Origin of the sequence: Microbispora sp. H13382, assembly GCF_014161445.1 — a bacterium.
Classification (GTDB): Bacteria; Actinomycetota; Actinomycetes; order Streptosporangiales; family Streptosporangiaceae; genus Microbispora.
The window spans coordinates 112,503-139,498 of record NZ_JABBXA010000023.1; the positions used below are offsets into that span (position 1 = coordinate 112,503).

At 70.2% G+C, this 26,996-nt stretch carries 29 protein-coding genes and 1 pseudogene; 17 read left to right on the plus strand and 13 right to left on the minus strand.

The window, feature by feature from the left end; all coding sequences use genetic code 11:
- The first annotated feature begins 5 nt into the window (after window positions 1-5).
- The 5 genes from HHX41_RS33775 (at window position 6) to HHX41_RS33795 (ending at window position 6,382) form a co-directional block, all read left to right on the plus strand.
- Entirely contained in the window at window positions 6-578 is a 573-nt protein-coding gene (locus HHX41_RS33775; RefSeq protein WP_169979552.1) for a carboxymuconolactone decarboxylase family protein, read from the plus strand.
- Complete coding sequence (locus HHX41_RS33780; protein WP_182909180.1) at window positions 575-2,545, plus strand: FAD-dependent oxidoreductase; 1,971 nt, start codon at window positions 575-577, stop codon at window positions 2,543-2,545. The genes HHX41_RS33775 and HHX41_RS33780 overlap by 4 nt, the downstream gene beginning before the upstream one ends.
- Before the next feature lie 146 nt (window positions 2,546-2,691).
- Window positions 2,692-3,354 carry a class I SAM-dependent methyltransferase gene (locus HHX41_RS33785; RefSeq protein ID WP_169979549.1) on the plus strand — a complete coding sequence of 221 codons (663 nt, stop codon included), beginning with the start codon at window positions 2,692-2,694 and terminating at the stop codon, window positions 3,352-3,354.
- 366 nt (window positions 3,355-3,720) lie between these two features.
- Window positions 3,721-4,773, plus strand: a complete 1,053-nt coding sequence (locus HHX41_RS33790; protein ID WP_182909181.1) for a zinc-binding dehydrogenase — start codon at window positions 3,721-3,723, stop codon at window positions 4,771-4,773.
- 127 nt (window positions 4,774-4,900) lie between these two features.
- Window positions 4,901-6,382 carry an aldehyde dehydrogenase gene (locus tag HHX41_RS33795; RefSeq protein ID WP_182909182.1) on the plus strand — a complete coding sequence of 494 codons (1,482 nt, stop codon included), beginning with the start codon at window positions 4,901-4,903 and terminating at the stop codon, window positions 6,380-6,382.
- Window positions 6,383-6,953: 571 nt separating this feature from the next.
- On the opposite strand, the gene HHX41_RS33800 is transcribed toward HHX41_RS33795, so the two are convergent.
- Window positions 6,954-7,556: a GNAT family N-acetyltransferase gene (locus tag HHX41_RS33800; protein ID WP_169979543.1), complete on the minus strand. Its 603-nt coding sequence runs from the start codon at window positions 7,554-7,556 to the stop codon at window positions 6,954-6,956.
- Window positions 7,557-7,594: 38 nt separating this feature from the next.
- The gene (locus tag HHX41_RS33805; RefSeq protein ID WP_169979541.1) at window positions 7,595-8,140 is read right to left on the minus strand and encodes a CGNR zinc finger domain-containing protein; all 546 of its coding nucleotides are present in this window, start codon (window positions 8,138-8,140) and stop codon (window positions 7,595-7,597) included.
- 102 nt (window positions 8,141-8,242) lie between these two features.
- On the opposite strand from HHX41_RS33805, the gene HHX41_RS41300 reads away from it, so the two are divergent.
- The gene (locus HHX41_RS41300) at window positions 8,243-8,365 is read left to right on the plus strand and encodes a hypothetical protein (protein ID WP_259401502.1); all 123 of its coding nucleotides are present in this window, start codon (window positions 8,243-8,245) and stop codon (window positions 8,363-8,365) included.
- A 140-nt stretch (window positions 8,366-8,505) separates the two neighbouring features.
- Here HHX41_RS41300 and HHX41_RS33810 read toward each other — a convergent pair whose 3' ends face one another.
- On the minus strand, window positions 8,506-9,921 hold the full coding sequence (locus HHX41_RS33810) for a PLP-dependent aminotransferase family protein (RefSeq protein WP_182909183.1): 1,416 nt from the start codon (window positions 9,919-9,921) through the stop codon (window positions 8,506-8,508).
- On the opposite strand from HHX41_RS33810, the gene HHX41_RS33815 reads away from it, so the two are divergent.
- Window positions 9,920-10,858, plus strand: coding sequence for a DMT family transporter (locus tag HHX41_RS33815; protein WP_182909184.1), 939 nt, complete (start codon window positions 9,920-9,922; stop codon window positions 10,856-10,858). The genes HHX41_RS33810 and HHX41_RS33815 overlap by 2 nt on opposite strands.
- A gap of 97 nt (window positions 10,859-10,955) precedes the next feature.
- Window positions 10,956-11,978: a hypothetical protein gene (locus tag HHX41_RS33820; protein WP_169979536.1), complete on the plus strand. Its 1,023-nt coding sequence runs from the start codon at window positions 10,956-10,958 to the stop codon at window positions 11,976-11,978.
- Between the two features lie 3 nt (window positions 11,979-11,981).
- Here HHX41_RS33820 and HHX41_RS33825 read toward each other — a convergent pair whose 3' ends face one another.
- Complete coding sequence (locus HHX41_RS33825) at window positions 11,982-12,866, minus strand: LysR family transcriptional regulator (RefSeq protein WP_182909185.1); 885 nt, start codon at window positions 12,864-12,866, stop codon at window positions 11,982-11,984.
- 104 nt (window positions 12,867-12,970) lie between these two features.
- Between HHX41_RS33825 and HHX41_RS33830 the strand changes: the two genes are divergently transcribed.
- From HHX41_RS33830 to HHX41_RS33855, 6 genes are all read left to right on the plus strand, one after another.
- Window positions 12,971-13,837, plus strand: coding sequence for a 4-hydroxy-tetrahydrodipicolinate synthase (locus HHX41_RS33830; protein ID WP_182909186.1), 867 nt, complete (start codon window positions 12,971-12,973; stop codon window positions 13,835-13,837).
- Window positions 13,838-13,882: 45 nt separating this feature from the next.
- A complete protein-coding gene (locus HHX41_RS33835; protein ID WP_182909187.1) occupies window positions 13,883-14,368 on the plus strand; it encodes a MarR family winged helix-turn-helix transcriptional regulator in 486 nt (161 codons plus the stop codon).
- A 77-nt stretch (window positions 14,369-14,445) separates the two neighbouring features.
- Window positions 14,446-15,888, plus strand: a complete 1,443-nt coding sequence (locus HHX41_RS33840; RefSeq protein WP_182909188.1) for an MFS transporter — start codon at window positions 14,446-14,448, stop codon at window positions 15,886-15,888.
- 622 nt (window positions 15,889-16,510) lie between these two features.
- Window positions 16,511-16,876, plus strand: a complete 366-nt coding sequence (locus tag HHX41_RS33845; RefSeq protein WP_182909189.1) for a ClpX C4-type zinc finger protein — start codon at window positions 16,511-16,513, stop codon at window positions 16,874-16,876.
- A gap of 47 nt (window positions 16,877-16,923) precedes the next feature.
- Window positions 16,924-17,607 carry a DUF6461 domain-containing protein gene (locus HHX41_RS33850; protein WP_182909190.1) on the plus strand — a complete coding sequence of 228 codons (684 nt, stop codon included), beginning with the start codon at window positions 16,924-16,926 and terminating at the stop codon, window positions 17,605-17,607.
- 53 nt (window positions 17,608-17,660) lie between these two features.
- Window positions 17,661-18,068 (plus strand): VOC family protein, encoded by a 408-nt coding sequence (locus tag HHX41_RS33855; RefSeq protein WP_169979520.1) that lies wholly within the window; start codon window positions 17,661-17,663, stop codon window positions 18,066-18,068.
- 86 nt (window positions 18,069-18,154) lie between these two features.
- On the opposite strand, the gene HHX41_RS41305 is transcribed toward HHX41_RS33855, so the two are convergent.
- Entirely contained in the window at window positions 18,155-18,403 is a 249-nt protein-coding gene (locus HHX41_RS41305) for a hypothetical protein (RefSeq protein ID WP_259401503.1), read from the minus strand.
- A gap of 573 nt (window positions 18,404-18,976) precedes the next feature.
- On the minus strand, window positions 18,977-19,423 hold the full coding sequence (locus HHX41_RS33865; RefSeq protein ID WP_310742305.1) for a nuclear transport factor 2 family protein: 447 nt from the start codon (window positions 19,421-19,423) through the stop codon (window positions 18,977-18,979).
- Between the two features lie 197 nt (window positions 19,424-19,620).
- Here HHX41_RS33865 and HHX41_RS33870 point away from each other — a divergent pair, with 197 nt between their 5' ends.
- On the plus strand, window positions 19,621-20,595 hold the full coding sequence (locus tag HHX41_RS33870; RefSeq protein ID WP_182909191.1) for a GlxA family transcriptional regulator: 975 nt from the start codon (window positions 19,621-19,623) through the stop codon (window positions 20,593-20,595).
- A 43-nt stretch (window positions 20,596-20,638) separates the two neighbouring features.
- Here the strand turns inward: HHX41_RS33870 and HHX41_RS33875 are convergent.
- Window positions 20,639-21,847: pseudogene (locus tag HHX41_RS33875) on the minus strand (RNA-guided endonuclease InsQ/TnpB family protein).
- 143 nt (window positions 21,848-21,990) lie between these two features.
- On the opposite strand from HHX41_RS33875, the gene HHX41_RS33880 reads away from it, so the two are divergent.
- Window positions 21,991-22,614 (plus strand): DJ-1/PfpI family protein, encoded by a 624-nt coding sequence (locus tag HHX41_RS33880; protein ID WP_182909193.1) that lies wholly within the window; start codon window positions 21,991-21,993, stop codon window positions 22,612-22,614.
- Here HHX41_RS33880 and HHX41_RS33885 read toward each other — a convergent pair.
- The 6 genes from HHX41_RS33885 to HHX41_RS33910 all read right to left on the minus strand — a co-directional run bounded on the left by HHX41_RS33885 (window position 22,607) and on the right by HHX41_RS33910 (window position 26,365).
- Window positions 22,607-23,254 (minus strand): DUF2306 domain-containing protein, encoded by a 648-nt coding sequence (locus tag HHX41_RS33885; RefSeq protein ID WP_182909194.1) that lies wholly within the window; start codon window positions 23,252-23,254, stop codon window positions 22,607-22,609. The two genes, HHX41_RS33880 and HHX41_RS33885, sit on opposite strands and share 8 nt — an antisense overlap.
- A 210-nt stretch (window positions 23,255-23,464) precedes the next feature.
- Window positions 23,465-23,689 carry a hypothetical protein gene (locus tag HHX41_RS33890; RefSeq protein WP_182909195.1) on the minus strand — a complete coding sequence of 75 codons (225 nt, stop codon included), beginning with the start codon at window positions 23,687-23,689 and terminating at the stop codon, window positions 23,465-23,467.
- 27 nt (window positions 23,690-23,716) lie between these two features.
- The gene (locus HHX41_RS33895; RefSeq protein WP_182909196.1) at window positions 23,717-24,268 is read right to left on the minus strand and encodes a GntR family transcriptional regulator; all 552 of its coding nucleotides are present in this window, start codon (window positions 24,266-24,268) and stop codon (window positions 23,717-23,719) included.
- A 44-nt stretch (window positions 24,269-24,312) separates the two neighbouring features.
- The gene (locus tag HHX41_RS33900; RefSeq protein ID WP_182909197.1) at window positions 24,313-24,795 is read right to left on the minus strand and encodes a GntR family transcriptional regulator; all 483 of its coding nucleotides are present in this window, start codon (window positions 24,793-24,795) and stop codon (window positions 24,313-24,315) included.
- Between the two features lie 105 nt (window positions 24,796-24,900).
- Complete coding sequence (locus tag HHX41_RS33905; protein ID WP_182909198.1) at window positions 24,901-25,575, minus strand: RadC family protein; 675 nt, start codon at window positions 25,573-25,575, stop codon at window positions 24,901-24,903.
- A 52-nt stretch (window positions 25,576-25,627) separates the two neighbouring features.
- Window positions 25,628-26,365, minus strand: coding sequence for a GntR family transcriptional regulator (locus HHX41_RS33910; RefSeq protein ID WP_169979506.1), 738 nt, complete (start codon window positions 26,363-26,365; stop codon window positions 25,628-25,630).
- A gap of 248 nt (window positions 26,366-26,613) precedes the next feature.
- Here HHX41_RS33910 and HHX41_RS41310 point away from each other — a divergent pair, with 248 nt between their 5' ends.
- Window positions 26,614-26,799, plus strand: a complete 186-nt coding sequence (locus HHX41_RS41310) for a hypothetical protein (RefSeq protein ID WP_249349542.1) — start codon at window positions 26,614-26,616, stop codon at window positions 26,797-26,799.
- Window positions 26,800-26,996: the final 197 nt, after the last annotated feature.

Below are 26,996 nucleotides of genomic sequence, written 5' to 3' on the forward strand. Positions count from 1 at the left end.
CACTCGTGACCTCCCGGCTTGCCGAGCCTGATCCGCGGTCCTTCACGGCCGACGAACGTGCCGTTTACGACGTTGTCACCAGCGGCCCGCACAACCCCACCGGGCCGACGGCGATCTGGTCCCGCAGCCCCAGGCTCGCTCAGGCGGCACTCGACTTCGGTAACTACGTCCGCTTCGGTTCGGTTCTCGAGCCGCGGCTCCGGGAACTGGCGATCCTCGTCACCGCCGTGGAGTGGCGCTGCGAGAACGAATGGCTCGCCCACGAGCCGCTGGCCCGCAAGGCCGGCCTGTCCGAGGAGGCCGTCGCGGGCGTGCGTGACGGCGCTTTCGCGTCTCAGGACGCGGCGGAGCGGGCGGTCCACGACGTCGCCGTGTGCCTGCACCGGGACCGGGACATCCCGGACGACGTTTACGAGCGCGCGTCGCGCGTCCTCGGTGACCGGGGAATGGTCGAGCTCATCTCCACCGTCGGCTTCTACACGATGATCGCCATGCTCCTCAACGGAACCAGGGCCCCCATCACCAGACGCGACGACAAGGACACCCGGCCCGACCCCCAGGAAGTGAGCAAGCCATGAGCCCGTTCGAGACCCTCTCCAGCCCGATCTCGATCGCCGGGATGACGGTTCGCAACCGTCTCATGCTGACGACGCACAACCCGAAGATGAGCGAGCGGCGCTACCTCAAGTACCTTGAGACGCGCGTGCGCGGCGGCGTCGGACTGGTCGGCATCCCCGTTCTGTCCGAGGCCATCTCGACGCCGTACTTCGTGACGACCGGATGGCAGGACCACGTCGCGATCGATGACATCGACGCCGGTCCCGACCCCGAGACCCCGGAGGGCGAGGCTTTCTACGACCGCTTGCTGCTGCCGAAGATCGAGGCGCGAGCCAAGATCGTCCACGACTCCGGCGCCGTCGTGTTCGGGCAGGTGGCGAACCGCGGCTCGATCCGCCTGCCGGAGACGTTCCAGGCCATGGTCTCCCCGAGCGGCAAACAGGATCCGCACGTCCGTACGCAGCCGCACACCCTGACGACGGACGAGGTGAAGCAGGTGGTGCGGCTCTTCGCCCGGGCGGCCTCGCGGGTCCAGCGCGGCGGCTTCGACGGTGTCGAGGTGCACGCCACCCATGGCTACCTCGTCGAGCAGTTCCTCTCCCCGGTCACGAATCAGCGGACCGACGAGTACGGCGGCACCCCGGAGAACCGGCGCCGTTTCCTCGACGAGATCATCGCCGCTATCCGCGAGACCTGTGGTCCGGACTTCCCGATCGGCATGCGGATCAGCGGCCGGCAGGCGAACCCTCAGGGACTGTCCACCGGCGACGTCGTGGAGATCGTCCGCGCGGTCGAGCAGCACCTGGCCTATGTCAATGTCACGGCGGGTACGATCGGCGCGCTCGACGACGGGGTCGTGCTGCCCTACGTCGCCTCCGCGTACCTCGAGCCCGGGTTCAACGGCGAGTCGGCGGCACGGGTCAAGTCCGCGGTCTCGGTGCCCGTCATCCTGACCGGCCGGATGAACGACCCGGCCCTGATGGAGCGGGTGCTCAACGAGGGTCTGGCGGACATGGTCGGGACGACGCGGGCGCTGATCGCCGACCCGGACTTCCTCCGCAAGGCCGAGCGCGGCGACGCCGGGCGTATCCGCAAGTGCATCGGCGTCAACGAGTGCCACTATCCCGACCGGGTGTCGGCCTGCCCGGTGAACCCCTGGGCCGGGCGAGAGGACGAGCTGGCCGTCCCCGCGCCGCCGGCGGGCAAGCACGTGGTGATCGTCGGAGCCGGGCCCGCGGGCCTGATGTGCGCGCGTACGGCGGCCGAGCGGGGGCACCGCGTCACACTCCTGGAGAAGCAGGACCAGCTCGGCGGTAAGCTGCGCCGGCTGTGCCTGGACCCGGGCCGTGCGGAGATGCGTTCCCTCATCGACGGGCTGGAGAAGGAGGTCCGCCAGGCGGGCGTGGACGTCCGCACCGGGGTCGAGGCGACACCGGAGCTGATCGCCGCCCTGGCGCCGGACGCCGTGGTCGCCGCGACGGGCGCCATGCCGGCCATCCCGGATCTCCCGGGAGCCGGGGACATCAGGACGTTCAGCGCCCTGGACATCCTCGACATGGACCTGTCCGAACTGGGGGAGTCCGTGCTTGTCGTCGGTGGTCTGAACGACCACGTCGCACCGCTGGCGGCGGCGGACTTCCTGGCCGCGGCAGGCAAGCAGGTGACCCTGATCTCGGAGTGCTTCGTCCCGGGGCAGGGTGCGGAGCCGTCGATCCTCCATCTCCTGACGCAGCGCTGCCTGGAGCAGGGCGTGGACATCAGGGCGAACACGAGGCTGGACACGCTGGGCCCGAAGCCGCAGGTCTACAACACCTTCTCCAGGCGAACCGACCTCGTCCCGGCCGACTCGGTGGTCTTCGCCGCCGCCCAGGAGGTGACGGACTTCCCCGACATCGAAGGGGAGTTCTACCGGATCGGTGACGCCCTCGCGCCTCGCAGGATCGTGCACGCCACGTTGGACGGGGCCCGGATCGCACTGCGTCTTTGACCCGGCGGCCGGCGGCCGGCGACGAGGACGCGGGCGGGCCCACGCCTGACGCCGGCCCGGCCGATGCCGCCGTGTCGTCCGCGTGTCGTCCGCGTGGCGGTCGGTGGGACGCGCGGTCGGCGGACGTGTGGTTGGAGGGGGGCGGGATGACCGATCCGGTGCGGACCTGGCGAGCGCGACGGGCGTGGGGCAGGTTCGTCGGCGCGGTGTACGCCGGCGGTGCCGAGCGGGAGTGGATCTTTCGAGTCGCCGGCCGGGTGCTGTGGGGGACCGACACGCGGCTGCTGCGGCGCGGCATCGGCGAGCTCGCGCGGTTGCCGTCGGACGTGCTGATCCTGGACGCGCCGTGCGGAAGCGGTGTCGCGCTCGCCGGGCTGCGCGCCGCCGGTGGGCCCGGATACGTCGGCGTCGACATCTCACCGGCCATGGTCAGCCGCGCCCGGCGGCGCGCCGGGCCGGGATCCGCGGCGCGGTTCGCTCGCGCCGATGTGCGGGCGCTGCCCTTCGCCGATGGCGCGTTCGGGGGGTGCCTGTCCTACAACGGGCTGCACTGCCTCCCCGATCCCGGCGTCGCGGTGGCGGAACTGGCTCGCTGTCTCGCCCCCGGCGGCCGACTGGTGGGGTGCTGCATCGTCAGGAAGGCCGGGCCGCGCTTCGATCGGATGATCGCCCTGCTGCGCCGGTTCGGGGTGTTCGGAGCCGTGGGAACGGCGTCCGACGTGCGGGGATGGTTTCAGGAGGCCGGCCTGCGACTCGACCGCTTCGACCGTTCGGGCGCGGTCGTCCACTTCGTTGCCGTGCGCCGGTGAACCTGTTACTGTCTACTGGTCATACGCTTAACCGTATGACTGGAGGAAAGCTGTGCGGTCCACGGCGGGTAGCAGGAGTCGATGCCTTTCCCGCCGGGTGCCCGCGGTCGGACCGATGAACGTGTCCGTGTCCTCCCACGCGGCGGCGTGGTGGACTTCCCCAAGATCGACGGCGAGGTCTGTCGCATCGACGCCTGCCTCGCCACTCGCCCCCTTCACCCCCCTGGACCCCTTCACGCCGCACCCCTCGCCGGGCTCGTCCACGCGACATCCGGCGAGGCTCGTACGGGGCTCGAAGGGGGCCGTGCAGGGGGATCTCGCGGGGGTTCGTGAACATGACGCAGACGGCGTGACTGGAGGAGACGCATGCGCGGAGTGGTGTTCCCCGGAAGCAGTGTGATCGGTTTCATCGACCTGCCCGACCCCACACCCGGACCGGGCGAGGTCGTCGTTGAGATCAAGGCGTCGGGAATGTGCGGAAGCGATCTCAACCTCTACCGGGCGGCGCCGGGCAGCAAGCGCCACCCCAAGCTCCCGCCGCCGACCGAGCCGATCATCGCGGGGCATGAGCCGTGCGGGGTGGTGGCGGCCGTGGGGTCCGGGGTGACGGCGAACGAGGCCAGGGTCGGCGACCGGGTCATGGTCCACCACTACTGGGGCTGCAGCGTCTGCGAGCACTGCCGGGCGGGCTGGGCGCAGATGTGCTCCCGGGAGGTCCCGGCGGTCTACGGCATCAGCGCGCACGGTGCCCACGCCCCGTACATGACCGTCCCCGCCCGTACCCTCGTGCCGCTGCCCGAAGAGCTGAGCTTCGAGGCGGGCTCGGCGATCTCCTGCGGCATGGGCACCTCCTACGGCGCGCTGATGCGGGTGCGGCCGTCCGGGAGGGACACGGTGGCGATCTACGGCCAGGGCCCGGTCGGTCTCGCCGCGACGCAGCTCGCCGCCGCGATGGGCGCCCGCGTCATCGCCCTCGACATCAGTGAGGAGCGGCTTCGGCGTGCCGGGGAACTCGGCGCGGACGTGATCGTCAATCCGGCGGTGGAGAGCTCCGTGGAGGCGATCCTGCAGCACACGAAGGGGCGCGGGGCGGACTACGCTCTGGAGACCTCCGGCGCCGTGTCGGCACGGGCCGAGGCCATCGCGGCGGTCCGCCCGTGGGGCGCGGTCGTCCTGGTCGCCGGGGTCACGGCGCTGCAGGTCGAGAACGTCAGCACGATCACCTCCCGGCAGCTCACGATCATGGGCTCGTGGACCTTCTCGAACGTCGGGCAGGCCGAGTGCGCGCAGTTCGTCGTCGATCACGGCATTCCGGTCGACGAACTGTTCAGCCACCGGTGGCGGCTCGACCAGGCCGAGGAGGCATACCAGCTGTTCGCGCGGCAGACCGACGGAAAGGGGGTCTTCCTGTTCGGCTGATGGAGAACTACCGGCTCCGCGCCGGCCTCGGCACGATCGGGGCGACGCGTGCCGGATGGCGACCAGCCCCCGGTGGTGCCTCGTGTGGCCCGGTCACATGGCCGGGATGAAAGAAGAGAGAGCAGGTATGTCAGTCGAGAACTATGGGCTTTTCATCGACGGGAAGTGGCGTCCCGGGTCGGAGGGGGAGAGCTTCGAGGCCGTCAACCCGTACACCCGGCAGGCATGGGCCACGCACGCGCAGGCCAGCCCGGCGGACGTCGCCGACGCGGTCGAGGCCGCCCATGCGGCTTTCGCGGGCACGTGGCGCAGGACCAGCGGCCTGCGGCGGGCCACCCTGCTGCACGAGCTCGCCTCTCTCGTCGAGCGCGACGTCGACCGGCTTGCCCTGCTGGAGACCACCGACAACGGCAAGGTCATCCGGGAGACCCGAGCCCAGGTGCTCGGTGCCGCCCGGCAGTTGCGCTTCTACGCCGGCTACGCCGACAAGGTGTGGGGCTCCTCCATTCCTCTGGACCGGCCGGACGTCCTCGACTACACCCATCGCGAGCCGATCGGTGTGGCCGCGCTCGTGACTGCCTGGAACTCCCCGTTGTCACTGCTGTCGAACAAGCTCGCGCCGGCGCTGGCGGCGGGCAACTGCGTGGTGATCAAGCCGTCGGAGCACGCGTCGGCGACGACCGCGGAGCTGTGCCGGCTGGTCGAGGAGGCCGGCTTCCCGCCAGGTGTGGTGAACATGGTGACGGGGGACAGCCGCGTCGGCAAGGCGCTCGTCGACGGGCGGCGTATCGGACGGGTGAGCTTCACGGGGAGCCCGGAAGTGGGCCGGGAGATCGCCGCCGCGGCCGGCCGCAACCTCGTCCCGGTGACCCTGGAGCTCGGCGGCAAGTCGGCGAACATCGTCTTCCAGGACGCCGACCTTCCTCGTGCCCTGGTCGGCGCCGTCGCCGGGATCTTCGCGGCCGGTGGCCAGAGCTGCGTCGCCGGGTCCAGGCTGCTGGTGCACCGGAGCATTCACGACCAGGTGGTCGAGGAACTGCGGACGCGGGCCGAGCGGATCGTCCTCGGGGATCCCGCGGATGCGGCCACGGAGATGGGCTGCGTCGCGAACGAGCCGCAACTGAGCAAGATCCTCACGATGATCGAGGGCGCCGAGCAGTCCGGGGCCAGGCTCGTCACCGGCGGTCGCCGGGCCTCGGGTCCCGGTCTGGAGCAGGGCTTCTTCGTGCAGCCCACCATCTTCACGGACGTCACGCCCGACATGCCGCTGGCCCAGGAGGAGGTGTTCGGCCCGGTGCTGGCCGTCCTGCCCTTCGACGACGAGGACGAGGCGATCGCGATCGCCAACAATTCCCGGTACGGCCTGGCGGCGGCGGTATGGACCCGCGACGTCGACCGGGCCGTCCGGTGCACCCGCGCCCTCGATGTCGGGACCGTCTGGGTCAACTGCTATCGGGCGGCCGGCGTCCAGGCGCCGTCGGGCGGTGTCAAGGACAGCGGCTTCGGGCGGGAGCGAGGGGAGGAGGCGCTCGACGACTACCTCACGGTGAAGAACGTCATGATCGACTACTCGGGCTCGACCGGCGACCCATTCGTGATCAAGACGTGAGCACCTCCCGGGTGCCGGCCGTGCGGCCGGGCAGGGCCTCGACGCGCTCGCGCGTCTAGCTCTCACCAGAGGTCTGGTCCTGCCGGCGGCTCTGGCTCTTGCCGGGGAACAAACGCACGTCAGAGGCGTCGTACCGGGCGGGCTGCCGGAAGCCTGAAGAACTTCCATCAGCCCGGTTCGGAGGGCGCCTCTCGCTGTTTCCGGGGCACTTCAGTCATGTTCCGGCCCGTGGATCCAGGCTGGGCAACGTCACACCGGCAAGCCCGCGGTCACCGGACGCGCATGACGCCACTTCGACGCCCGGTCTCAGCGACCGAGAAGGCGTCGGCTGTGCGTCCATCCGCTACCCAGCATGCGCACCCAGCACGGATAGCGGATTTCCACAACAGCCTGTGCCGCCGTTTCTGTCCTCCTCTTTCTTTTCAGGCCGCAGTACCGAGATGTCCGGCAAGCGCGGCATCGTCGGTGTGGTCGGCGCTCTGTCCACGGGAACGTACGGCGACGGATCGACTGTGGCTTCGACATGTTCAGCCGAAGCCGCGAAGGGCCGGAGGCGGGGACGGATGCCGCGTCAGCGGATGTCGGTGGTGAGGCGGATCATCCTGATCGGGCGGCCCATGTCGAGGACGCGCTCGGCCTCGTCCTCGCCCCAGCCGGCCGACTCGAGGAAGCCCAGCATCGGGTGGTTGTCGGCGAAGACCCAGGTGACCACCGTGCTGTAGCCGTCCTCGCGCAGGTGGTCCACCGTGGCGTTGAGCAGTCTGCTGCCGTGTCCGCGCCTGATGTGGTTGGGATCGACGAGCAACGTCATCAGCTCGGCCGTCGTGGCGGGATGGAGATCCGGATCTTCGGCGGGTCCGTGCGACGCCAGCCCCACGACCCGGTCGGAGGCACGCTGCGCCGCGGTCGCCAGGATGCCGCCGGGCCCGAGCGCGGTGAACGCGTCGGTGTCGGGCACCACCCGCTCGACGGCGACGAGCAGGCGGTGACGCGGCGAGGGCGGGGAGAGGATCGCCTCCTCCCACTGGCGGCGCCACATCTTCTCCGCCGCCGGCCCGGTCATCTGCTCCAGCGGGATCGGTGGCAGGAAGTCGCGATAGACAGCCTTCCACGCCCGGATCTGGGTGCTGGTCACCGCGTCGACGTCCTCGAGGCGGGCAGCTCTAACACCCATTCGGCGGGCTCCTTTCTTAGCCTGTAACACCGTACTGGTCAGGAGGGCCTCGGCGTACCTTCCGCCTGGCGTCGTGCCCGATATGCCCGGGTTTTTGTGCGGTTTCCGCAGACGCGCATGGAGCACCAGGAGCGAGACCGATTTTTCGAGGAGTCGATGAACGCCCATTGACAGGTGCTCTCGGCGCATACCTTCAGCCGCGGCCAGGTGCCGTCGGCGTGGGCGGCCGGGATCAGCGCCGCGAGGCGCGCGAGTCCGCCCGCCACTCCGGGCGCCGCCGGCTCCAGGGCCGGCGTGCCCGCCGAGAGCGTCACCCGCACCGGCAGCCCCGCCAGCGCCGCGTCCAGCCCGTCCGGCACCTCGTACGAACCCCCGTCGTGGTTGCCGCGCAGCGCGGCCCGCAGCCCTTCGCGCAGCTGGGTCGCCACGGCGAGATCCTCGTCGGCGGCGCGGTCGTCGTCGCCGATCAGCCCTCGCTCGCGCAGCCAGACGGACAGCTCGGCCGGCGAGGCCAGTTCGTCGGCGTCTCCCTCGACGTCGTAGGTGTTCACGAAGTCGCGGAGCAGCTCCGCCGGGCCCGTCATGATCGATCACCCCTCGTGACCACTGTACGACAGTCGGAGGTCGCGGAATAACAACACCTTCGTAAGCGTTTTGCCGGTGTTTGCCATTCCGAGGAGGAGCCCATGCGCTTCAGCTACCTGGCCTACCTGGCGCTGCGGAACAGCGAGCGCCGCGAGCGTCTGTCGCGGGCCACCCGCCGTGGAGAGCACGGAGAAGAGCCCCGATCCGGTCGCGAGCGCCACTGACGAATCGGATGCCTCCCTCGGAAACGGGGATCCGAGCCGAGGTACGAGAGCGGCGGTGCACGGCCTCTCCTCTGTCAAGGGGGATGACACAGATAAGACGGTTCAGGTGGGGCAAAAGTTGTCTCCTGGGGCTCCTGTGACTAACCGAGACGCCGGGCCGCATGGAACGTCAGAACCGGGCCGAGGCGGCGGACGCCCTCGTCGAGCTCGGGCAGGCCCGCCGCGGCCGTGTGGGTCAGCCGGAGCCGCGGGCCCGGGGGCTCGGAGGGGTAGTAGATGCGCCCCGGGCTCACCAGCACGCCCTGTGCCTGTGCCGCCTCGACCACCTCCGCCTCGTCGGTGCCGGGCGGGAGCCGTACCCAGACGTGCAGGCCGCCGGAGGGCACCAGATGCACCTCGGCGGCGGGCGCGTGACGGGCGAGCCCGGCCAGTAGCGCGGCCTGCCGTACGCCGATCTCCTGGCGGACGGTGCCGAGGTGCCGCCGCCAGGCGGGGGAGCCGACGAACTCGACGGCCGTCTCCTGCAGGGGCCGGGCGACGAAGAACGACTCGACCACCTGACCGGCCCGCAGCCGGTGCGCGGCCGGGCCCCGCGCGATCAGGCCCGCCACCCGCAGGCTCGGTGAGGTGATCTTGCTCAGCGACAGGACGTGGACCACGGTGCCGTGAGCATCCACGCTCACCATGGGCGGCGGGACCGGGCCGGTCGCCAGATATCGCGCGTAGTCGTCCTCGATCACGAACGCCCCCGCGGCCCGGGCCACGGCCAGCACCTGTTCCCTGCGCTCCCGGGTCAGGGTCGCCCCGGTGGGATTGTGCAGCGTCGGCTGGCAGTAGAACACCCGCGCCCCCGTCATCGCGAACGCCTCCGCCAACAGGTCGGGCCGTACGCCGTCCTGGTCGAGCGGCACCGCGCTCGCCCGCAGTCCGGCGGCCTTGGCCGCCGCGAGCGCTCCCGGGTAGGTGGGGGTCTCGACGAGGATCGGCGAGCCGGGGGCCGCCAGTGCGCGGAACGCGAGGGTGAGCGCCGACTGGCCGCCGCTCACGACGAGCACGTCGTTCTGCGTCACCGCGCCGCCGACCTCGGCGGCGAACCAGCGGCGCAGCTCCGGCAGGCCGTTCAGCGGGGGCATGCTCCACGCCTCCGGCCGGCGTACGGCTCGCGCGGCCGCCGCTGCCAGCGCCCTGACCGGGCGCAGCTCGGGGTTGAGATAGCCGCCGGTGAGCGGGACGACGCCGTCGGCGGGCTGGGCCAGCAGGCTCGCCGTCGCCGAGTCGTCCACCACCCGGTCGCCCAGGGCCACGGTCTGCCACGACAGGTCGGGCGCCTCCGTGACCGGCCGCCGGGCCGGGACCACGAACACCCCCGCGCCGGGCCGGGTGACGACCCGCCCCTCCGCCGAGAGCTGCGCGATCGCCCGCGAGACCGTCACCGGGCCCACGCCGTGGCGGCGCATGATCTCCCTGCTGGACGGCAGCCGCTCGCCCGGCCGCGACCGCTCCGTCTCCTCCCGGAGGATCGCGGCGAGACGGGCGATACTGCTATCGTCGTTCATGAAAATTGACAATAGCGCTATCGGCGTCCTCCCGATAGCGGACTCCCCTCGCCGTTCCGCGTGGCGGGGCAGTCTCCTGGCCGGCGTCGGCGTGCTGTCGTTCTCGGGGTCGTTTCCCGCGACCGTGTTCGCGATGCGGGGGTTCGATCCGTACCTCGTCGCGATCGGGCGCGCGGCGATCGCGGCGCTGGCCGCCGTGATCTGCCTCAAGGCCGCCGGTGCGCCGCTCCTGCCGCCCCGCGCCCACCTGCGGTCGTACGCGATGATCGTGCTGGGCGTGGTCGTCGGCTTCCCGCTGTTCAGCGGCCTGGCCCTCGACGGCGGCGCGAGCACGGCCCACTCCGCCGTCGTCATCGGCCTGCTCCCGGCCGCCACCGCCGCGTTCGCGGTGCTGCGGGCGGGGGAGCGGCCGCGGCCCCTGTTCTGGGCCGCCTGCGCGGCGGGCGCGCTGTCGATCACCGTGTTCACGCTGACCCGGGGGACCGGCCGTTTCGCCGGGGCGGACGTGCTCCTCGTGCTCGCCCTGCTGTCGGCCGCCGTCGGCTACACCGAGGGCGGCCGCCTGGCCCGGGACACGCCCGGCTGGCGGGTCATCTCGTACGCCCTGGTGCTGGCGGCCCCGCTCACCGTGCCCGTGACGGTGGTGCTGGCCGTCACCACCCCTGTGGAGCCCTCGGCCGTGTCGCTCGCCGGGTTCGCGTACGTCGCGCTGGTGTCGATGTTCCTCGGGTTCATCCCGTGGTACGCCGGGCTCGCGATGGGCGGGATCGCGCGCGCCGGGCAGATCCAGCTCGCGCAGCCGCTGCTGACGCTGGTGTGGGCCTGGCTGCTGCTGGACGAGGAGATCGGCGCCGCGACGATCGTGGCGGCTGTCGCCGTGCTCGTGTGCGTCGCGGTCACGCAGGGCAGCCGCGGACGGCGAGGTGTGGGCGCCTGAGCGGTGTGGGCACTTGATTGGTGTGACGGCACGGCGCAGGATGAGGCTGACGCTGTTACATGGTGATGTGGGTCACAGTCGCGGGAGGGTGAGACGGATGTCGGACGTCGTGGTTCCTGAGGGCGGTTTCTGGCCGGCTCCCGAGATCCCGCAGCCCAACATCTACCCGATGGAGTGGCGGGTGGAGACCGAGAAGCTCGCGGCGATCTACGAGAAGTCCAAGCGCATGGTCTGGAACCCCGCCGACCTGCCGTGGAACCTGCTCGATCCCGGGGAGTTCACGGCCGAGCAGCGGCTGGGGATCATGTACTGGTTCTCCGTGCTGGCCAACTTCGACGCGTCCGGCCCCGCCGTCTTCGCCCGCGCCACGATCCACGCGTTCGAGAAGCACGAGGAGGATCCCGTACGCAAGTGCTTCTTCTCGATCACCCGCGACGAGATGAACCACGAGGAGTGCTGCCAGCGGACGATCGCACGGCTGTGGCCCGGCGGCCCGCTCGACTGGCAGCCTTCCGGCGACCTGGAGCGGGCGGCGCACAACAACATCGGCTGGCTCTACCACAACGGCGGGCGCTACTGGAACGGCTACAACGCGGCCGTGGGCAAGTATTCGCTCGCCGTGCTGTTCACGAGCTTCATGATGGGGGAGATGGCGGCCTCGACGCTGTTCCGGGGGATGGCCTCCGGCACCGAGCACCCCCTGTTCTCGGACATGTTCCACAAGATCGGCCGGGACGAGTCGCGCCACCTCCAGATCTGCATGACGATCCTGGAGAACGAGTGGCCGGGGCTCACCGACGACGTGCGCGGCCTGATCACGCGTCAGTTGCGCGCCGGGTTCGTGTTCCTGTCGATGATCCTGTGGGAGCCGCCCGAGGGCTTCTGGGAGCTTCCGCCGTACTTCCTGCACAACCACCGGGTGCTCATGGACCACGCGCGGGAGGGCGGCCTCGGCGTGCTGTCGTACGAGGAGCAGGCCGACAACTGGCGGCTGGCGATGGCCCGGGTACGCGCGATCGTCGAGCGGTGGGGCATCGAGTTCCCCGCGATCCCCGAGCTCGACATCGACGGCGTGGAGGTCGACGTGATCGACCCGGAGGACATCATCCCGGTGTTCTGACTCCTATCGGACGGCGGAACGCAGGGCCGCGATCAGGGCGACGACGGCGGGGTGACCGCCGGCGCCCCGGCGGAAGGCGACGCGGGTGCGGCGGCGCATGGACAGCGCGGTCAGCGTGACGCCTCCGGGCGGGTCGGCGGCTCCCAGCTCCGGCACGAGCGCCACGCCCTGCCCGACGGCGACCATCGCCAGCACCGTGGCGAAGTCGTCGATGTGGTGACGTACGCGGGGGGAGAACCCCGCCGCCTGGCAGGCGCGCATGGTCATCGCGTGGCACAGCGTGCCGGGAGTGGAGGCGATCCACGGCGCGTCGCGGCAGGAGAGGAGCGTGGCCGCGTCGCCCTCTCCGTCGACGGTGTGCGGGGTGGCCAGGTACATGAATTCGTCGAGGAGGGGGACGGCGTCCAGGGCGAGGTCGGGCTCGGCCGGGACGAAGTCGTACTCATGGACCAGGGCGACATCGAGCTCGCCGGCGCGCAGCCGGGGCGCGACCTCGGCGGGATCGACCTCGTCCACCATCGGGTCCAGGCCCGGGTGGCTCCGCGCGAGCGCCGCCAGGGCCGCGGGGAGGATGGCGCGGGTCGCCGTGGGAAAGGCGCCGATCCGCAGGATCCCGGACAGATCGCTCCTGGCCGCGGCGAGTTCCGCCGCCGCCTGCTCCAGCCGTTCGAGCACGGCCTCCGCGTGCCGCACCAGCGCCACCCCGGCGGGGGTGAGCGCGACCCGCCGTCCGGTGCGCTCCAGCAGGGCGACCCCCGCTTCGCGTTCCAGCGCGGCGAGTTGCTGGGAGACGGCCGAGGGGGTGAACGTCAGCGCCTCGGCCACCGCCGCGATCGTGCCCCGGTAGGCGAGTTCACGGAGCAGGCGGAGCCTGCGGACATCGAGCATCAGTGCAGACGGCTTCGGGACGCATCGAGCATCAGTTCAGCTTAACGGTTTCGACAGAAACACGAACTGGACCTACACGGTTGCTCGCCGGAAGGATCGTGGGCATGACTCTTTCCGGTGTTCACGTCCCGTTGATCACTCCGTTCGCCGAGGACGGCGAGATCGCCGTCGACGCGCTCGAAGCCCTGGCGCACGCCGTGCTCGACGACGGCGCGTCGGGGCTCGTCGCGCTCGGTACCACTGCGGAGGTCGCCACGCTGGCCGAGGAGGAACGGCGCGCGGTGATCGAGATCTGCGGCCGGGTCTGCCGCGAACGGGGCGCCACGCTCACGGTCGGCGCGGGGTCGGCCGACACGCGGAGCACGGCCGAGGCGCTGCGCGCTCTCAAGGGGGAGGCGGACGCGGCGCTGGTGACGGTCCCGGCGTTCGTCCGCCCGTCCGAGGCGGGCGTGCTCGCCCACTTCACCGCGCTGGCCGAGCAGACGCCGGTGCCGCTGGTCGTCTACAACATCCCCTATCGAACCGGGCAGTCCGTGGGCGCGGGCACGCTGCGCCGCCTGGCCGAACTGCCCATGGTGGCCGGGGTCAAGCACGCGGTCGGCGGCGTCGACATGGACACGGTCGCTCTGCTCGCCGACCCGCCGGCCGACTTCGCGGTGCTCGCCGGGGACGACCCGTTCCTGTCCGCGCTGCTCGCCCTGGGCGCCTCCGGCGGCATCCTCGCCTCCGCCCACCTGCGTACCGCCGATTTCGTGGAGCTCGTCCGAGCCTGGCGCGCCGGAGAGGCCGACCACGCCCGCTCTCTCGGTCACCGGCTGTCGCTCATGTCGGCGGCCATGTTCGCCGAGCCCAACCCGACCGTCCTGAAGGGCGTCCTGCACGCCCAGGGCCGGATTCCCACCGCCGCCGTACGGCTCCCGCTCGTCCCGGCGAGTCCGGCGTCGGTCGAGGCTGCGCTGCGGACACAGTGACCTTTGGAGATAATCCGCAATCGGACGAATTGGTAGCCTGGGCGTATGACCGCCATGGCACCCTCGCGTAACGAGCCCGACCTGTCCTTCCTGCTCGATCACACCAGTCACGTGCTGCGTACGCGGATGGCGGCCGCCCTCGCCGAGATCGGTCTGACGGCGCGCATGCACTGCGTGCTCGTCCACGCGCTGGAGGAGGAGCGCACGCAGATCCAGCTCGCCGAGCTCGGCGACATGGACAAGACCACGATGGTGGTCACCCTCGACGCGCTGGAGGAGGCCGGCCTCGCCGAGCGGCGCCCGTCCAGCACGGACCGGCGAGCCCGGATCGTCGCGGTCACCGAGAAGGGTGCGGAGATGGCGGAGCGGAGCCAGAAGATCGTCGACGGGGTCCACCGGGCCGCGCTCGGGTCGCTGCCCGACGAGGAGGCGGAGGTGCTCGTCCGCGCGCTGAACCGGCTGGTCACGGGGCATCTGGCCGCTCCGGTCGAGGCGCCGCGGCCGATCCGGCGAGCACGCCAGCGCGGCTGATTGGTCCGTAAGGGATCGTCTATAACAAAACTATCTGCTACGGTCGGTCCTGTTCCTCATGAACAGGAGGCGACCCCATGTCGCGCATATCCCGATCCCGCCGGCTCGTGCTAGGTGTGCTGTCCGCCACGATGCTGATGACGGTCCTCGACGGCAGCATCGTGACCGTGGCCATGCCCGCCATCCAGCGGGATCTCGGCTTCGCGCCCGCCGAGCTGAGCTGGACCGTCAACGCCTATCTCATCGCGTACGGCGGCCTGCTCCTGCTGGCCGGTCGTCTGGGCGACCTGATCGGCCGCCGGATCATGTTCCTCGCGGGCAACGCCGTCTTCGCCGCCGCGTCCCTGCTGGCTGGAGCCGCCACCGGGCCGGGGATGCTGATCGGCGCCCGGTTCCTCCAGGGCGTCGGCAGCGCCATGGCCTCGGCGGTCGTGCTCGGCATCCTGGTGACGACCTTCACGGACGCGGGGGAGCGGGCCAAGGCCATCGGCGTGTTCAGCTTCACCGGCGCCGCCGGGGCGTCGCTGGGCCAGGTGCTCGGCGGGGTCCTCACCGACACGATGGGCTGGAACTACATCTTCCTGATCAACGTGCCGATCGGCGTCGTCACGATCGCGCTGGCGGTCCGGGCGCTGCCGGCCGATCGAGGGCTCGGCCTGTCGGCGGGCGCGGACGGTCTGGGCGCCCTGCTCGTCACGGCCGGTCTCATGCTGGGCATCTACAGCGTGGTCCAGATCGAGCGGTTCGGCCCGCGCTCCCTGTGGTTCGGCGCGGTGTCGCTCGCGCTGCTGGCCGCGTTCGTCGTCCGGCAGGCGACCGCCCGGACGCCTCTCATGCCGCTGCGGATCCTCCGCTCGCGGGCCGTCGCGGGGGCCAACCTCGTGCAGATCCTGACGCTGGGTGCGATGTTCGCCTTCCAGGTCGTCGTCGCGCTGTTCATGCAGCAGGTGCTCCGGTATGACGCGCTCGGCACCGGCCTGGCCATGCTCCCGGCGGCGCTGTCCATCGCGGGGGTGTCGCTGTTCGTGTCCCCGCGGCTCAGCACCCGGTTCGGCGCGCGTGCCGTACTGCTGGGCGGCCTGGTGCTCCTGATCGGCGCGATGGCCTGGCTCACCCGTGTCCCGGTCGACGCCCGCTACCTGACCGACCTGCTCCCCGTGATGGTGCTCATCATGGGCGGGGGACTGGTGCTTCCGGCGCTGACCACGCTCGGCATGTCCGCCGCCCGCTCCGACGACGCGGGCCTGGTCTCGGGGGTGTTCAACACGACCCAGCAGGCCGGAATGGCCGCCGGCGTCGCGCTGCTGTCCACGCTCGCCGCCACCCGTACGGAGGGGCTGCTGGCGGGCGGGGCGAGCGAGGCGGTCGCGCTGACCGGCGGCTACCGGCTGGCCTTCACCGTCTCCCTCGCCCTGCTGATCTCCGCCTTCGCGGTCGCGCTCGTCGTCCTGCGGCGGCGCGGCGCCCAACCTCGGGCGGACGTGGAGCAGGCGGCGGCGCTCCAGCCCGAGCGGGTCTGAGGGCCGCGACCCGGAGGCCTGTGACTCCAACGGCCTGTGATTCCAATGACCTGTGATTCCAATGAAACAGGGCCAGGTTGTCACCGGCCCGAGGCCGTGCGGCGTCCTCTCCCGTGCGACCAGTGCTGACGGAGGCGGCGATGCGAGGTCCCTCGCCGGCGCGGGTGAGAACCCGTGACCGCCTCCCGCACCGCGTCGCCCGGCCGGTGAGTGACGGTGACCGCGCCCCCGCGCGACCGGCTTCCGTACGGCGGCGTGTTCGTCGCCGGTCGTCCCCCGAACTACGGAGCCATGGTGGATTCGCAGACCGTTCTCGTTCTCGTCGCAGCCTTCTTCGGCTCTGGCTCGTCTCCGACTACGTCCGCAACTACCTGTCCAAATGCCGCAAGTGCAAGGGCAGCGGCACGCTCAAGGCCACCTGGTGGTCCGGGCGATACCGCCCCTGCCCGCGCTGCGGACGTAAGGGAGAGGTCCCGCACGCCTTCGGCCCCAAGAGCTGACCCGGGGACGAGGGCGCGGGAAACATCGCTTTCCAGATGATCTATTGTCAGGCTACTCCTGACGACCTAGGCTCGGTGCCGATCGTCAGGAACAGCCTGACAGGACATCCCTTGGAGGCGACATGCCGGCTCCTTCTCTGGCGGAACAGGACATCCGCTGCTCGTTCTGCTCCAAGCCGAAGACCGCCGTGGCCAAGATGATCGCCGGTGCCGGCGTCCACATCTGCAACGAGTGCGTCGGGCTCTGCGCCGAGATCCTGGCGGCTCAGCCCGTCGAGACGCCGGACATCTCCTACACCGAGAGCATGACGGTCGAGCAGATCCTGGAGTTCCTGCCGCGGATCGCCGCGGTGAGCGCACAGGTCGAGGACAACCTGCGAGTCTGGGTTCAGCGGGCGCGTGACCGGGGCGCCACCTGGGCGAGGATCGGCGCGGCGCTCGGCATGACCCGGCAGTCCGCCTGGGAGCGGTTCTCCGGCGAGGAGTGACGCTCGCTCAGGTGGATCTGTCGGTACGACCTGCCACCCTGGCCCGCATGACGACGACCGATCCCTTGGCCCCGTTCCAATGGCTCAACGTGCCCGAGAGCGAGGGCGGCGGCCCGTTGGGCGTGATCTTCAGCGTGGCCTTCTTCCGCGGGCTCGACCCGGCGGAGGTCGTGCGCCGCTTCAGCCGTGGCGAGGACTCCGGCCGGGAGTCCGGCTTCGCCGAGCTCGACGACAAGGTGTACGAGTTCGTCGAGGACACGGACGGCGGAGACGGCGGCGGCCATGTGGGCGTCTTCCAGGCCGGCGAGTGGTGCGTGGCCATCGAGCCCTTCGGCTGGATGGTCACGCTCCACGAGGTGCTGCCCAGGCTGTCACGAGGCTGCGAGGTGGTGGCGGTCACCCGTCACGACTACGCCGCCGACCACGGCTTCGAATACGCGATCGACGGCACGATCGTCACCGCGTATCGGCCGCGGCACCCGTACGAGCGCTACGGCTCCGACCCCGACCGGCTCGACGCCTACATGCGCGAGCTGGGGATGGGACTGGACAGGCCGGAGGACGAGGCCGCGTGGGACGCCGCCTGGGAGGACAACCACGACACCGCCGTGCCGAGGGGGTTCGCCCTGGCGGCGAAGATCACCGGGGTCCCGTTCACGGAGGACATGCTCGCCCGCCCGATGCTCGTGGGGCCCATCGTGGATCCTTTCGGGGACGTCCACGGCGCGTGATCGGGTCCCGGCCGACCGATGGAATGTCGGAGGCGCGAACTAGGGTGCGGCCCATGGCCACGGATGACGCTCTCTTCTCCGCGATCGGCCGCATGGTGGTGCTCGTCGACGACGCCGACGAGGCGCTGGCCTTCTACCGCGACGTGCTCGGCTTCGCCGTCCTGCACGACTACGTGGAGGGCGGCTATCGCTTTCTGCATATCGGGCTGCCCGGGCAGGAGGGGGTGGGGCTGTGGCTGATGCCGATCACCTCCGAGCGGCAGCGTGAGCTCGTCGGCAGGCAGACCGGCGGGCAGCCGCTGCTCGTCCTCTACACCGCCGATCTCGACGTGGTCGCCAAGCGGCTGCGCGAGCACGGCGTACGGATCTGGGACGAGCGTGAGGACCCCGACAGCCGCTCCCTGCACTTCGCCGACCTGTACGGCAACGTCGTCGTCGTGGCCCAGTTGCTTGCCGCCTGAGGCGAAGCTCGCGCCTCGTAACCACCGGCGTCGTGCCGGCAGGCGAGCCGGGTCCGCTCGACGGCGACGCGCAGGGAGGCCGGGCGTCAGGGGTCCATCGCGCGGTTCGGGCCGTTCGGGGCGGGGGACTCGGTTTCGCCGATCCTGCGTCGCAGGTGGGCCCGTTCGGGTTCGGTGCCGGCCAGATCGAGGGCTCGGCGGTAGGCCGCCGCGGCCTCGGCGAGTCGTCCGAGTCGCTGCAGCAGGTCCGCCGGGGTAGCCCCACGCAGCCGCTCCTCGTCGGTCAGCTCGTCGAGCAGTGCCAGGGCCGCTTCCGGGCCGTCGCGCATCGCCACGGCCGCCGCCCGGTTGAGGGCGATGACGGGGACGGGTCCAGCGCGAGCATTACTTCGTAAAGGGCCACGATCTGCGGCCAATCGGTAGTTGCCAGATCAGCTGCTTTATCGTGCAAAGCGGCGATAGCGGCCTGCACTCCGTACGGCCCGGGCGGACCGCCGGTCAGAGCGGCGGGCACCAGCGCGAGGCCCTCCTCGATCATGTCAGAGCCTTACGCGCCTCATCCGGCAGAGCCGGGTGGGCGCGGGTGGCGAACAACTGCAGCCGATCGTCGGGAAGATCGGCGACGGCGTCCGTCGCCGTCACCTCGCCGGGAACGCCGTCACCTCGCCGGGAATGAGGTGAGAGCACCCGCGCCCGCCGCCACGTACTCGGCGTACGCGCCGCTTGCGGCGTTCAGGTTCATGACGTGTGCGCGAGCGCCGGACAGGGAGGGGTCCACCGGAATCCGAGCGGCTCGCGCCGGACTGCGGTCGCTCGCGGTGTCTCTCCTCGGCCCGGGCTCGGCCCGGTGCAGTGGAGATCAACGGAGCAGGCCCGGCGGGAGGTCGTAGCCGAGCAGGCCGCGCCGGTCAGGAGTCCGGTGGCGGTTCGAGGCGGATGCCGAGCTGGGAGTAGAGCTCCAGTTGGTCGTAGTAGTCCCGATCGGTGATGATCTTGCCGTTCTCGACCGCGCAGGCACAACTGCCCCGGACCGTTATACGACGACCCGTTGCGGCCGCCACCCGGCCGCCTGGCAGCAGGAGCGGGCCCATGTGGGTACCGGTCATCGTGTACTCGGTGAAGGCGGGGTCTTCGCAGGGTGCCTTGTACCAGGCCGTGTAGCGAATGTCGGGGAAGACCTTGCAAAGGTCCTCGTAGCTCCATGCGATCTGCTCACGGCCCTCCGCAATGCCCGTGGGGCTGACATACACGGCATTGGGCGCGTAACAGTCCAGCACGTCATAGAGGTCGTGACGGTTGATCGCGGCGAAGAGTCTGTCTTTGAGTTCTCGAGCGCTCGGCATCGTCCTGGCCACCTCCTTGGCGCTCCGATATACGACAGCACCGCAGAGACCTATTCAAATCTAACAAGCGCTCCGGTTCCGGGCGCTCGGCTGGGCTTGCCACGGCGGTCGCACCGGTGGCCGCTGCCGTCCTCGACCAAGAGGCGATGGCGTAATCTGCAATATCCGTGTCGTTGACGCCGTGAAGGCCTGCTCGCAAGCATTGAGGCATGCAGCGACGCGTGGTCATCGTGATCTTCGATGGCTTTCAGATGTTCGACCTCGCCGGGCCGGCCGACGTCTTCACCACGGCGAACCTGCTCGTGCCCGAGCCCGGCTACCGGGTCGAGGTGACGGCCGTGCGTGCCGGGGCCGTACCGGCCCAGAACGGGATCGCGACGCTCGCGGAGACACCGCTGGGCGAGGTCGCGGGGCCGATCGACACGCTGATGGTCGTGGGCGGGCTCTCGGTGCCGGAGCACCTGCGCGATCGGGAGCTGGTCGCGGGCGTCGCACGGCTGGCGGCAGGGGCCCGGCGGGTCGCCTCGGTCTGCAACGGCAGCTTCCTCATCGCGGAGGCGGGACTGCTGGGCGGCAGGCGCGCGACCACCCACTGGCTGGTAGCGAGAGAGATGGCCGATCGCTATCCGGACGTCGAGGTGGACGCCGATCCCATCTACATCCGCGACGGGAACGTCTGGACTTCGGCAGGGGTCAGCTCAGGAGTGGACCTCGCACTGGCGCTCGTGGCCGACGACCACGGTCACGCGCTCGCCCGCAACGTCGCCCGCGGACTTGTGGTGTATCTGCACCGTCCGGGCGGGCAGAGCCAGTTCAGCGCCCCCATGCGGGCCGCCGTCCCACGCGCCGAGCCGCTGCGCGAGATCCAGGCGTTCATCGACGCCAACCCTGCCGAGGACCTGAGCGTTCCCGCGCTCGCCCGGCGGGCGGGGATGAGCGAGCGGCACTTCTCCCGCGTCTTCACCGAGCAGACCGGGGTCTCACCCGGCAGGTACGTCGAACGCAGCAGGGCCGACGCGGCGCGGCGGCTGCTGGAGACCACCGCTCATCCTCTCGACAGGGTGGCCAGGGAGTCGGGACTCGGCGTTCCCGAGACCCTCTATCGCGTCTTCCGCCGCCATTGGCGCGTCTCACCCGGCGACTACCGTCGCCGGTTCCGATCGAAGGAAAGCAGCAGAGCTTGACATCCTCCCCCTCGTGAACGAGGGGGATTCCAACCGTCGCCGGTCAGGCTTCCTGCTTCACTGCCGGTCGCCCCGTCCGAGAGGGCTCTCGTTGAGGTCTTACACCAGCTCCACAGGCGTTTTACCTCTCCGCCAGCCCGGCGGCGAGGATGTTCTTGGCGGCGTTGACGTCCCGGTCGTGGACCGTGCCGCAGGCGCATCGCCAGGTCCGGACGTTCAGCGGCATCGACTCGGCCAACACCCCGCAGGCCGAGCACAGCTTGGAGGAGGGGAACCACCGGTCCACGACCAGCAGCTCCCGCCCGTACCAAACCGTTTTGTACTCCAGCATGGACCGCAGTTCCCGCCAGGAGGCATCGGAGATGGCGCGGGCGAGCGAGCCGTTCCTGAGCATGTTCCGCACGGTGAGGTCCTCGATCACGACCGTTTGGGTCTCACGGACGAGCCGAGTGGTCAGCTTGTGCAGGAAGTCCCGGCGGCGGTCGCTGATCCGCGCGTACACGCGGGCGACCCGCAGCCGGGCCTTGGCCCGGTTGTTCGACCCCTTGACTTTGCGGGACAGCGCCCGCTGCGCCCTGGCCAGGCGCTCGCGGTCGACCCGCTCAAGCCGGGGGTTCGCGACCTTGCCGTCCTCGTCGGTCAGGCCGTCGATCGGGCGAGTCAGGGCGAGCAGACTCGTGATCCCCGCGTCCACACCGACCATGTGCTCCGCGGGGTCGAGGGGTCGGATCGTCTCCTCCACGAGGATGGACACGAACCACCGCCCGGCCGCATCCCGGGAGACGGTCACCGTGGACGGCTGCGCGCCTTCCGGCAGCGGACGCGACCACACGATGTCCAGCGGGCCGTCCATCTTCGCCAGCCACAGCCGGCCCTCACGCCAGCGGAACGCGCTGCGGGTGTACTCCGCCGACGCCCGCGTCTTCTTGCGGGACTTGAAGGTGGGGTATTCGGCTCGCTTAGCGAAGAAGTTCGCGAACGCCGCCTGCAGATGACGCAGGGCTTGCTGCAACGGCACCGACGACACCTCGCCCAGGAACGCCAGCTCCTCCGTACGCTTCCACGCCGTGAGCATGGACGAGGACTCCTCGTAGGAGACGCGGCGGCCCTGAAGGGTGTAGGCGCGGGTCCGCTCCTCCAGAGCCTTGTTGTAGACCAGGCGCACACACCCGAACGTCCGGGCGAACTCGCCGGCCTGCCCGGGGGTCGGGTAGAAGCGGTACTTGTAGGCCCGCTTCACGATCCGCGCCATGCCGCACATCATGCCACTCGATCACGGCCAGAACCGCACGTTTGTTCGTACGGCCTGGCGTCGAAACACCTACCCCTGCCCTGCTCCGCAGGGAGTCCGATTCCTCCCCCGCCTGAAGGCGGGGGTCTCCTCGGAGGTTTCTGATGAACATCGCGATCCCCCTCTATCCCCGCTTCACCGCGCTCGACGCCGTCGGGCCGTACACGGTGCTGGCCTTCGCGCCGGGCTGCACGGTCACGTTCGTCGCGGCCGAGCCGGGGCCGGTGCTCGACGACCGGGGCAGCCTGAGCCTCGCGGCCACCGCGTCGTACGGCGACCTGCTGGCGCCGGACGTGGTCGTCGTGCCCGGAGGACCCGGGACGATCGAGGCGTTGTCCGACTCGGAGTTGCTCAGCTGGATCGCACGGGTGCACGAGCGGACGCGGTGGACGACTTCGGTGTGCAGCGGCTCGTTCCTGCTGGGCGCGGCGGGGCTGCTGAAGGGCCGCAGGGCGACGACCCACTGGGGGTGGCTCGACCAGCTCGCCGGGTTCGGCGCCGAGCCGGTCAGCGAGCGCGTGGTCATCGACGGCAAGGTCGTGACGGCGGCGGGCGTGTCGTCGGGCATCGACATGGCGCTGACTCTGCTGGCCGCGATGCGGGACAAGGAGACGGCGCAGGCCGTTCAGCTCGCGATCGAGTACGACCCGCAGCCGCCCTTCGACGCCGGGAGCCCGAAGACGGCCCCGGCGGGCCTGACCGACAAGGCCATGGCCCTCATCAACTGAGCCGTTCCACCCGGCGGGCTTCGGACGGGCGCCTTTTGATGATGCTTTCGACCACGACCAGGTTGACGATCCAGCCCAGTGTCTGACCGATCGGGATCATGGAGGTCGCGAGATCTCCCAGCGATCCCGGATCGGCCCCGCGGAAGGGGATCTGGACCAGCAGGAGCAGGGGAACGAGGACGCGCGCGGTGACCGCGAGGAACGTCAGGGCGTAGTTGCGCATCATCCAGTCGCGGTGGGCGGCGAAGTCGCGCCGGCGGGCGGCTCGGTACGCGAGGCCACCGGTGATCAGCCATAGGACGGCCGCGGTCGTGAGGCCGATCTGTGTCATGAGGCGGCCCGACCACAGCGCGACCGGGATCGTGGCCACCGCGGACGGCAGAACGCCCGCGAGGAGATAGACCCGGCCGAGCGTCCGGTGGACCCGCCTGCGTGCCCGCACCGTGGGCATGAACTGCAGGGGACCGAGCACGAGCGCGACCGCGGCGGTCCAGATATGGCCGACCAGAACGGAGTAGTGCAGGCCGTTGCGCACATCGAGGCGGCTGTCGTCGACGTCGAGGCGCAGGTACGGATAGACGAGCACGGAAGTCGTGATGACCGCGACGATGAGGATCGCCCATGCCGTTCGCCTGTGCATAGCCCGGAGCCTCGCAGGCGCACGCTGCTCCGGCATCCGCCCGAGGATGGCCGTGCGCATACGTGAATCGGCGTACGGACCCCGCTGCCTGAGCGTCCCGTCTGCCCTTTCGCCGACGGCAGCCGGTGGAACGTGGGCCTCGTCAGGCGACTCCCCCCTCATGCCCGAGGAAGCGCGGAGGGGAATGGGGGAGTCACCTGACGATCGCGGCTACGCTTCGAGGCCCTCGCTCTTGGCGATCACCCGGTCGATCATGCGGGACATCTCTTCGCGCCACGCCTTCTGGGCCTGTGCCTCCACGAGCAGGATGCGGCGGGCGGAGCGGAACCACTCCGCCATCTCGCGGAACTCGTCCTGCCCCTTGCGTGGTTTCTCGCTCCTGATCTCGGCGATGTCCCGTTCGACGGCGTCGACGCGCTCATTAGTTTGTGGCATGCGCGACACCGTAGGGCGCTGAGCGGATCACGAAGGGTGAAAACGCGATCCCTCTCCGTCGAGATCTTGTCGGCCGTTCCGGCCCGCGTAATGCCGAGGTGTGTCCTTCGGCCAGTTCTCCGGTGCGCACACGTAGGAACCGCGATGGGGGACGGTGAAGACGTAGCCCTGGTCCCGAAGGAGTCCGACGGCCTGTCGCACGGTTATCTTGGCCACGCCGTACTGCTGCATGAGTGACTTCTCGCTCGGGATCGGCCGGTTCGGTTTCAGCTCACGGCGCTCGATGCGCTCCGCGACCTCTCTCGCGATCAGCTCGTACAGCGGCGGCTTACGTCGGGGACGGTAGACGGTGCCGTCTCCGACGAAGGTCCCCATTCCCTGCACGGTACGAACGAGACCGAGCTCCCTCAGTTCTCGGGCGACTCGCCGTGCCGTGGGGCGAGCCACCCCGTATTCGGCCTCCATCTCCGTCTCGCTGGGGATGGCATCACCGTCGACCAACTCGCCCCGGCGGATTTGTTCCTGGATCAGTTCGGCGATCTGCTTGTAGACCGGTACCGGTCCGTCACGGTCAAGCATGGATCGACCGTAGACCGACCGGGACGACTAGACGACGGAAACCGCTAATCCGCCGGCCACTTGTCCTCAGGTGACACGAAGCTCCCTCGTTGCGGGACGGTGTAGACCCAGCCCTGCTCGCGGAGACGGCCGATCGCCCTGCGTACCGTCTCGCGTGCCACCTCGTACTTCTGGACCAGCGCCGTCTCGCTTGGTCTGGGACGACGCGGACTCAGGTCGCCGTTGCGAATTCCATCGACGATGTCGTCTGCGATCTTCCGGTACATCGGAATCTTCCGCGGCTCTCGCAGCGCGGTGTCCGGTGAGGTCACGAACGTGCCCTCACCCTGCACCGTGTAGATCAAGCCTTCTTCCCGCAGTATGTGGAAGGCGCGGCGTGCCGTGGTCCGGGCCACGCCGAACTCACTCTGGATGGCGGCCTCGCTCGGAATGGGGTGTCCAGGCGGGAGGTCCCCGCGCTGGATCTGTTGCCGGATGATCTCGGCGATCTGCACGTACAGATGCGTGTCACCGTCGTGGTCGAGCACGCCCGAAGCCTAGACGACCCATTACAAGGCTATCTGTATGGCTATGTCTGGTTAGGCGTCGTGCTTTGTCCTGGGCAAGGCAATACAACTAGACGTACTATGCATCTATGCATTTCCAGAGGGAGGCCAAGGGACTCGGCGCCAGGCGGTGTCGGTGACGATCACGTGGTCGAGGAAGCGGAGGCCGACGGTGTCGGCGGCCTCGTGGAGGCGGGCCGTGACCTCGACGTCGGCGGGGCTGGGGTCGAGCGACCCGCTCGGGTGGTTGTGGGCGAGGCCGAAGGCGGCCCCGCCGGACAGGAGGACGGTGGTGACGATGTCGCGGACGGGTGCGGGGGTGTGGTCGCTGCCTCCCTCGGTGACCACGGTCCGGCGCAGCACGGCGCCACGGCCGTCGCACACGACCACGACGAGCCGCTCGCGCGGCTGTCCGTGCAGCAGCGGAGCGGCAGCCGAAGCGATGTCGGCCGAGCAGGTGATCCGGCTTCGCTCCGGCTCCGCCTGGGCCCGCCGTACGAGATGGAACGCGGCCGCCACGCGGGCGGCCTTGGCGGGACCCACACCGGGGACGGCGAGCAGCCGATGGGCCTCGGATCGGGCCAGCTCGCCGAGGTCGCCGCAGTGGGCGATGAGCTGGGAGGCGAGTTCGACGGCGCTCACGCCCCTGCTGCCCGAGCCGAGCAGCAGGGCGAGCAACTCCCTGTCGGCGAGCGCCGCGGCTCCCGACGCCATCAGCCGCTCACGCGGCTGGTCGCCCAGGGGCATGTCCTTGACGCGCATCGGCACCTCCGGATGGGGGATCCGGATCGGTTGTACCAGTGGGCACCGACAGTCAGAGGGGGCTGGGAATGCCGTAGACCAGGCGGAACCTGTCGCCGGGCACCACGGCGTCGCTCGTCTCCACCGGCCGCTCGCCGGCCCAGTACGTGCGCTCGATCTGGAGCACCTGGACACCGGCGGGCAGCTCCAGCAGGTCGCTCTCGGTCGGCTGGGGAACGCGGACGTGCACGGTCTCGCTGATCTCGGTGAGCGGCATGCCGCTCGCCGCGAGACGGAAGGCCGCGCTCCTGCGCTCGTACGTGCCCTCCTCGGGCGCCTGACTCTGCCCGGGCTCGACCGGTTCGTACGTCGTGAGCAGCTGCACCGGGCGCCCGTCGCCGCGGAAGACGTATCGGGTCCGGATCACCGGGCTGCACTCCCCGATACGCAGCCGGCGGGCGATGTCGGGAGGGGCGTCGGCGAGCTCGCTGCGCCAGCTCCAGCTGGGTTGCCGCCCGCCCGCCTGCATGTCGCCGACGAAGGCGGCGTGCGGTTCGGGGAGACGGCTGCGGTTGAGCGGGAGCAGGATCGGTTTCTCCCGCACCCGGTGCCCGGAGCCCACGCGGCCGATGATGAGGCCCTCCTGCGCGAGCACGCGCAGCGCGTGGCGGGCGGCCGTCTCTCCGACGCTGTATTTGCGGGTGATCTGGTGCCGCGAGGGGATCGGTGCGCCCGGGGGGAGCGTGCCGTCGACGATCTGGCGGCGAATGTCCTCGACTACGCGCAGGTAGACCGGATCAGAGTTTGCCATCAATCCATCCCTGAGGGGGTGACGGGTCTTCCAAATCTTGGCGTATTCGCCGGGCAACCGAGAGTGACGGAGATGGCCTGTGACTCCAACTTTGCCTGCTGAAAGGGCCGCTAATGGGTGATATTGCCGCTAAGCGGCCAGGCGTCGATATTCCCCTCCCGCCGCCCTATCACGGCATCCATGCCAGCCCTCCGAGGGACAGGCACCAGAAAATCGCGTGGTCGAAACCCACCAACCGCAGTGACCGCGTGCGGGTGCACAGGCACACGTGTGAGTGCAAGGCGACGATCTACGAGCTGTGCTCGGCCGGCGGGCTGATGTTCATCCGGCGGACGAAACGGGGCGTGAAGATGGAGATCCGCGAGAGCGAACGGCTCGTCTCCGCTCGGATGCGGGAGCTGTGGGTGCGGCTGCTCTCGGGGGAGGCCCACTGATCGCGTCCTCGGTCCACCTGATCCGCCCCGGGGTCACCTGATCCGCTCCGGCTCACGGATCTGCCGCCGGCTAGCTGTACTGACCACAGAGGTTAGGTACGGGGCGACACGCGTTGATGACCTTGTAATTGGGTGAGGGCCTTCGGTTTGGTGTGGATTGCGACATCTACACGCCAACCAGAAAGGCCCTCATGCCC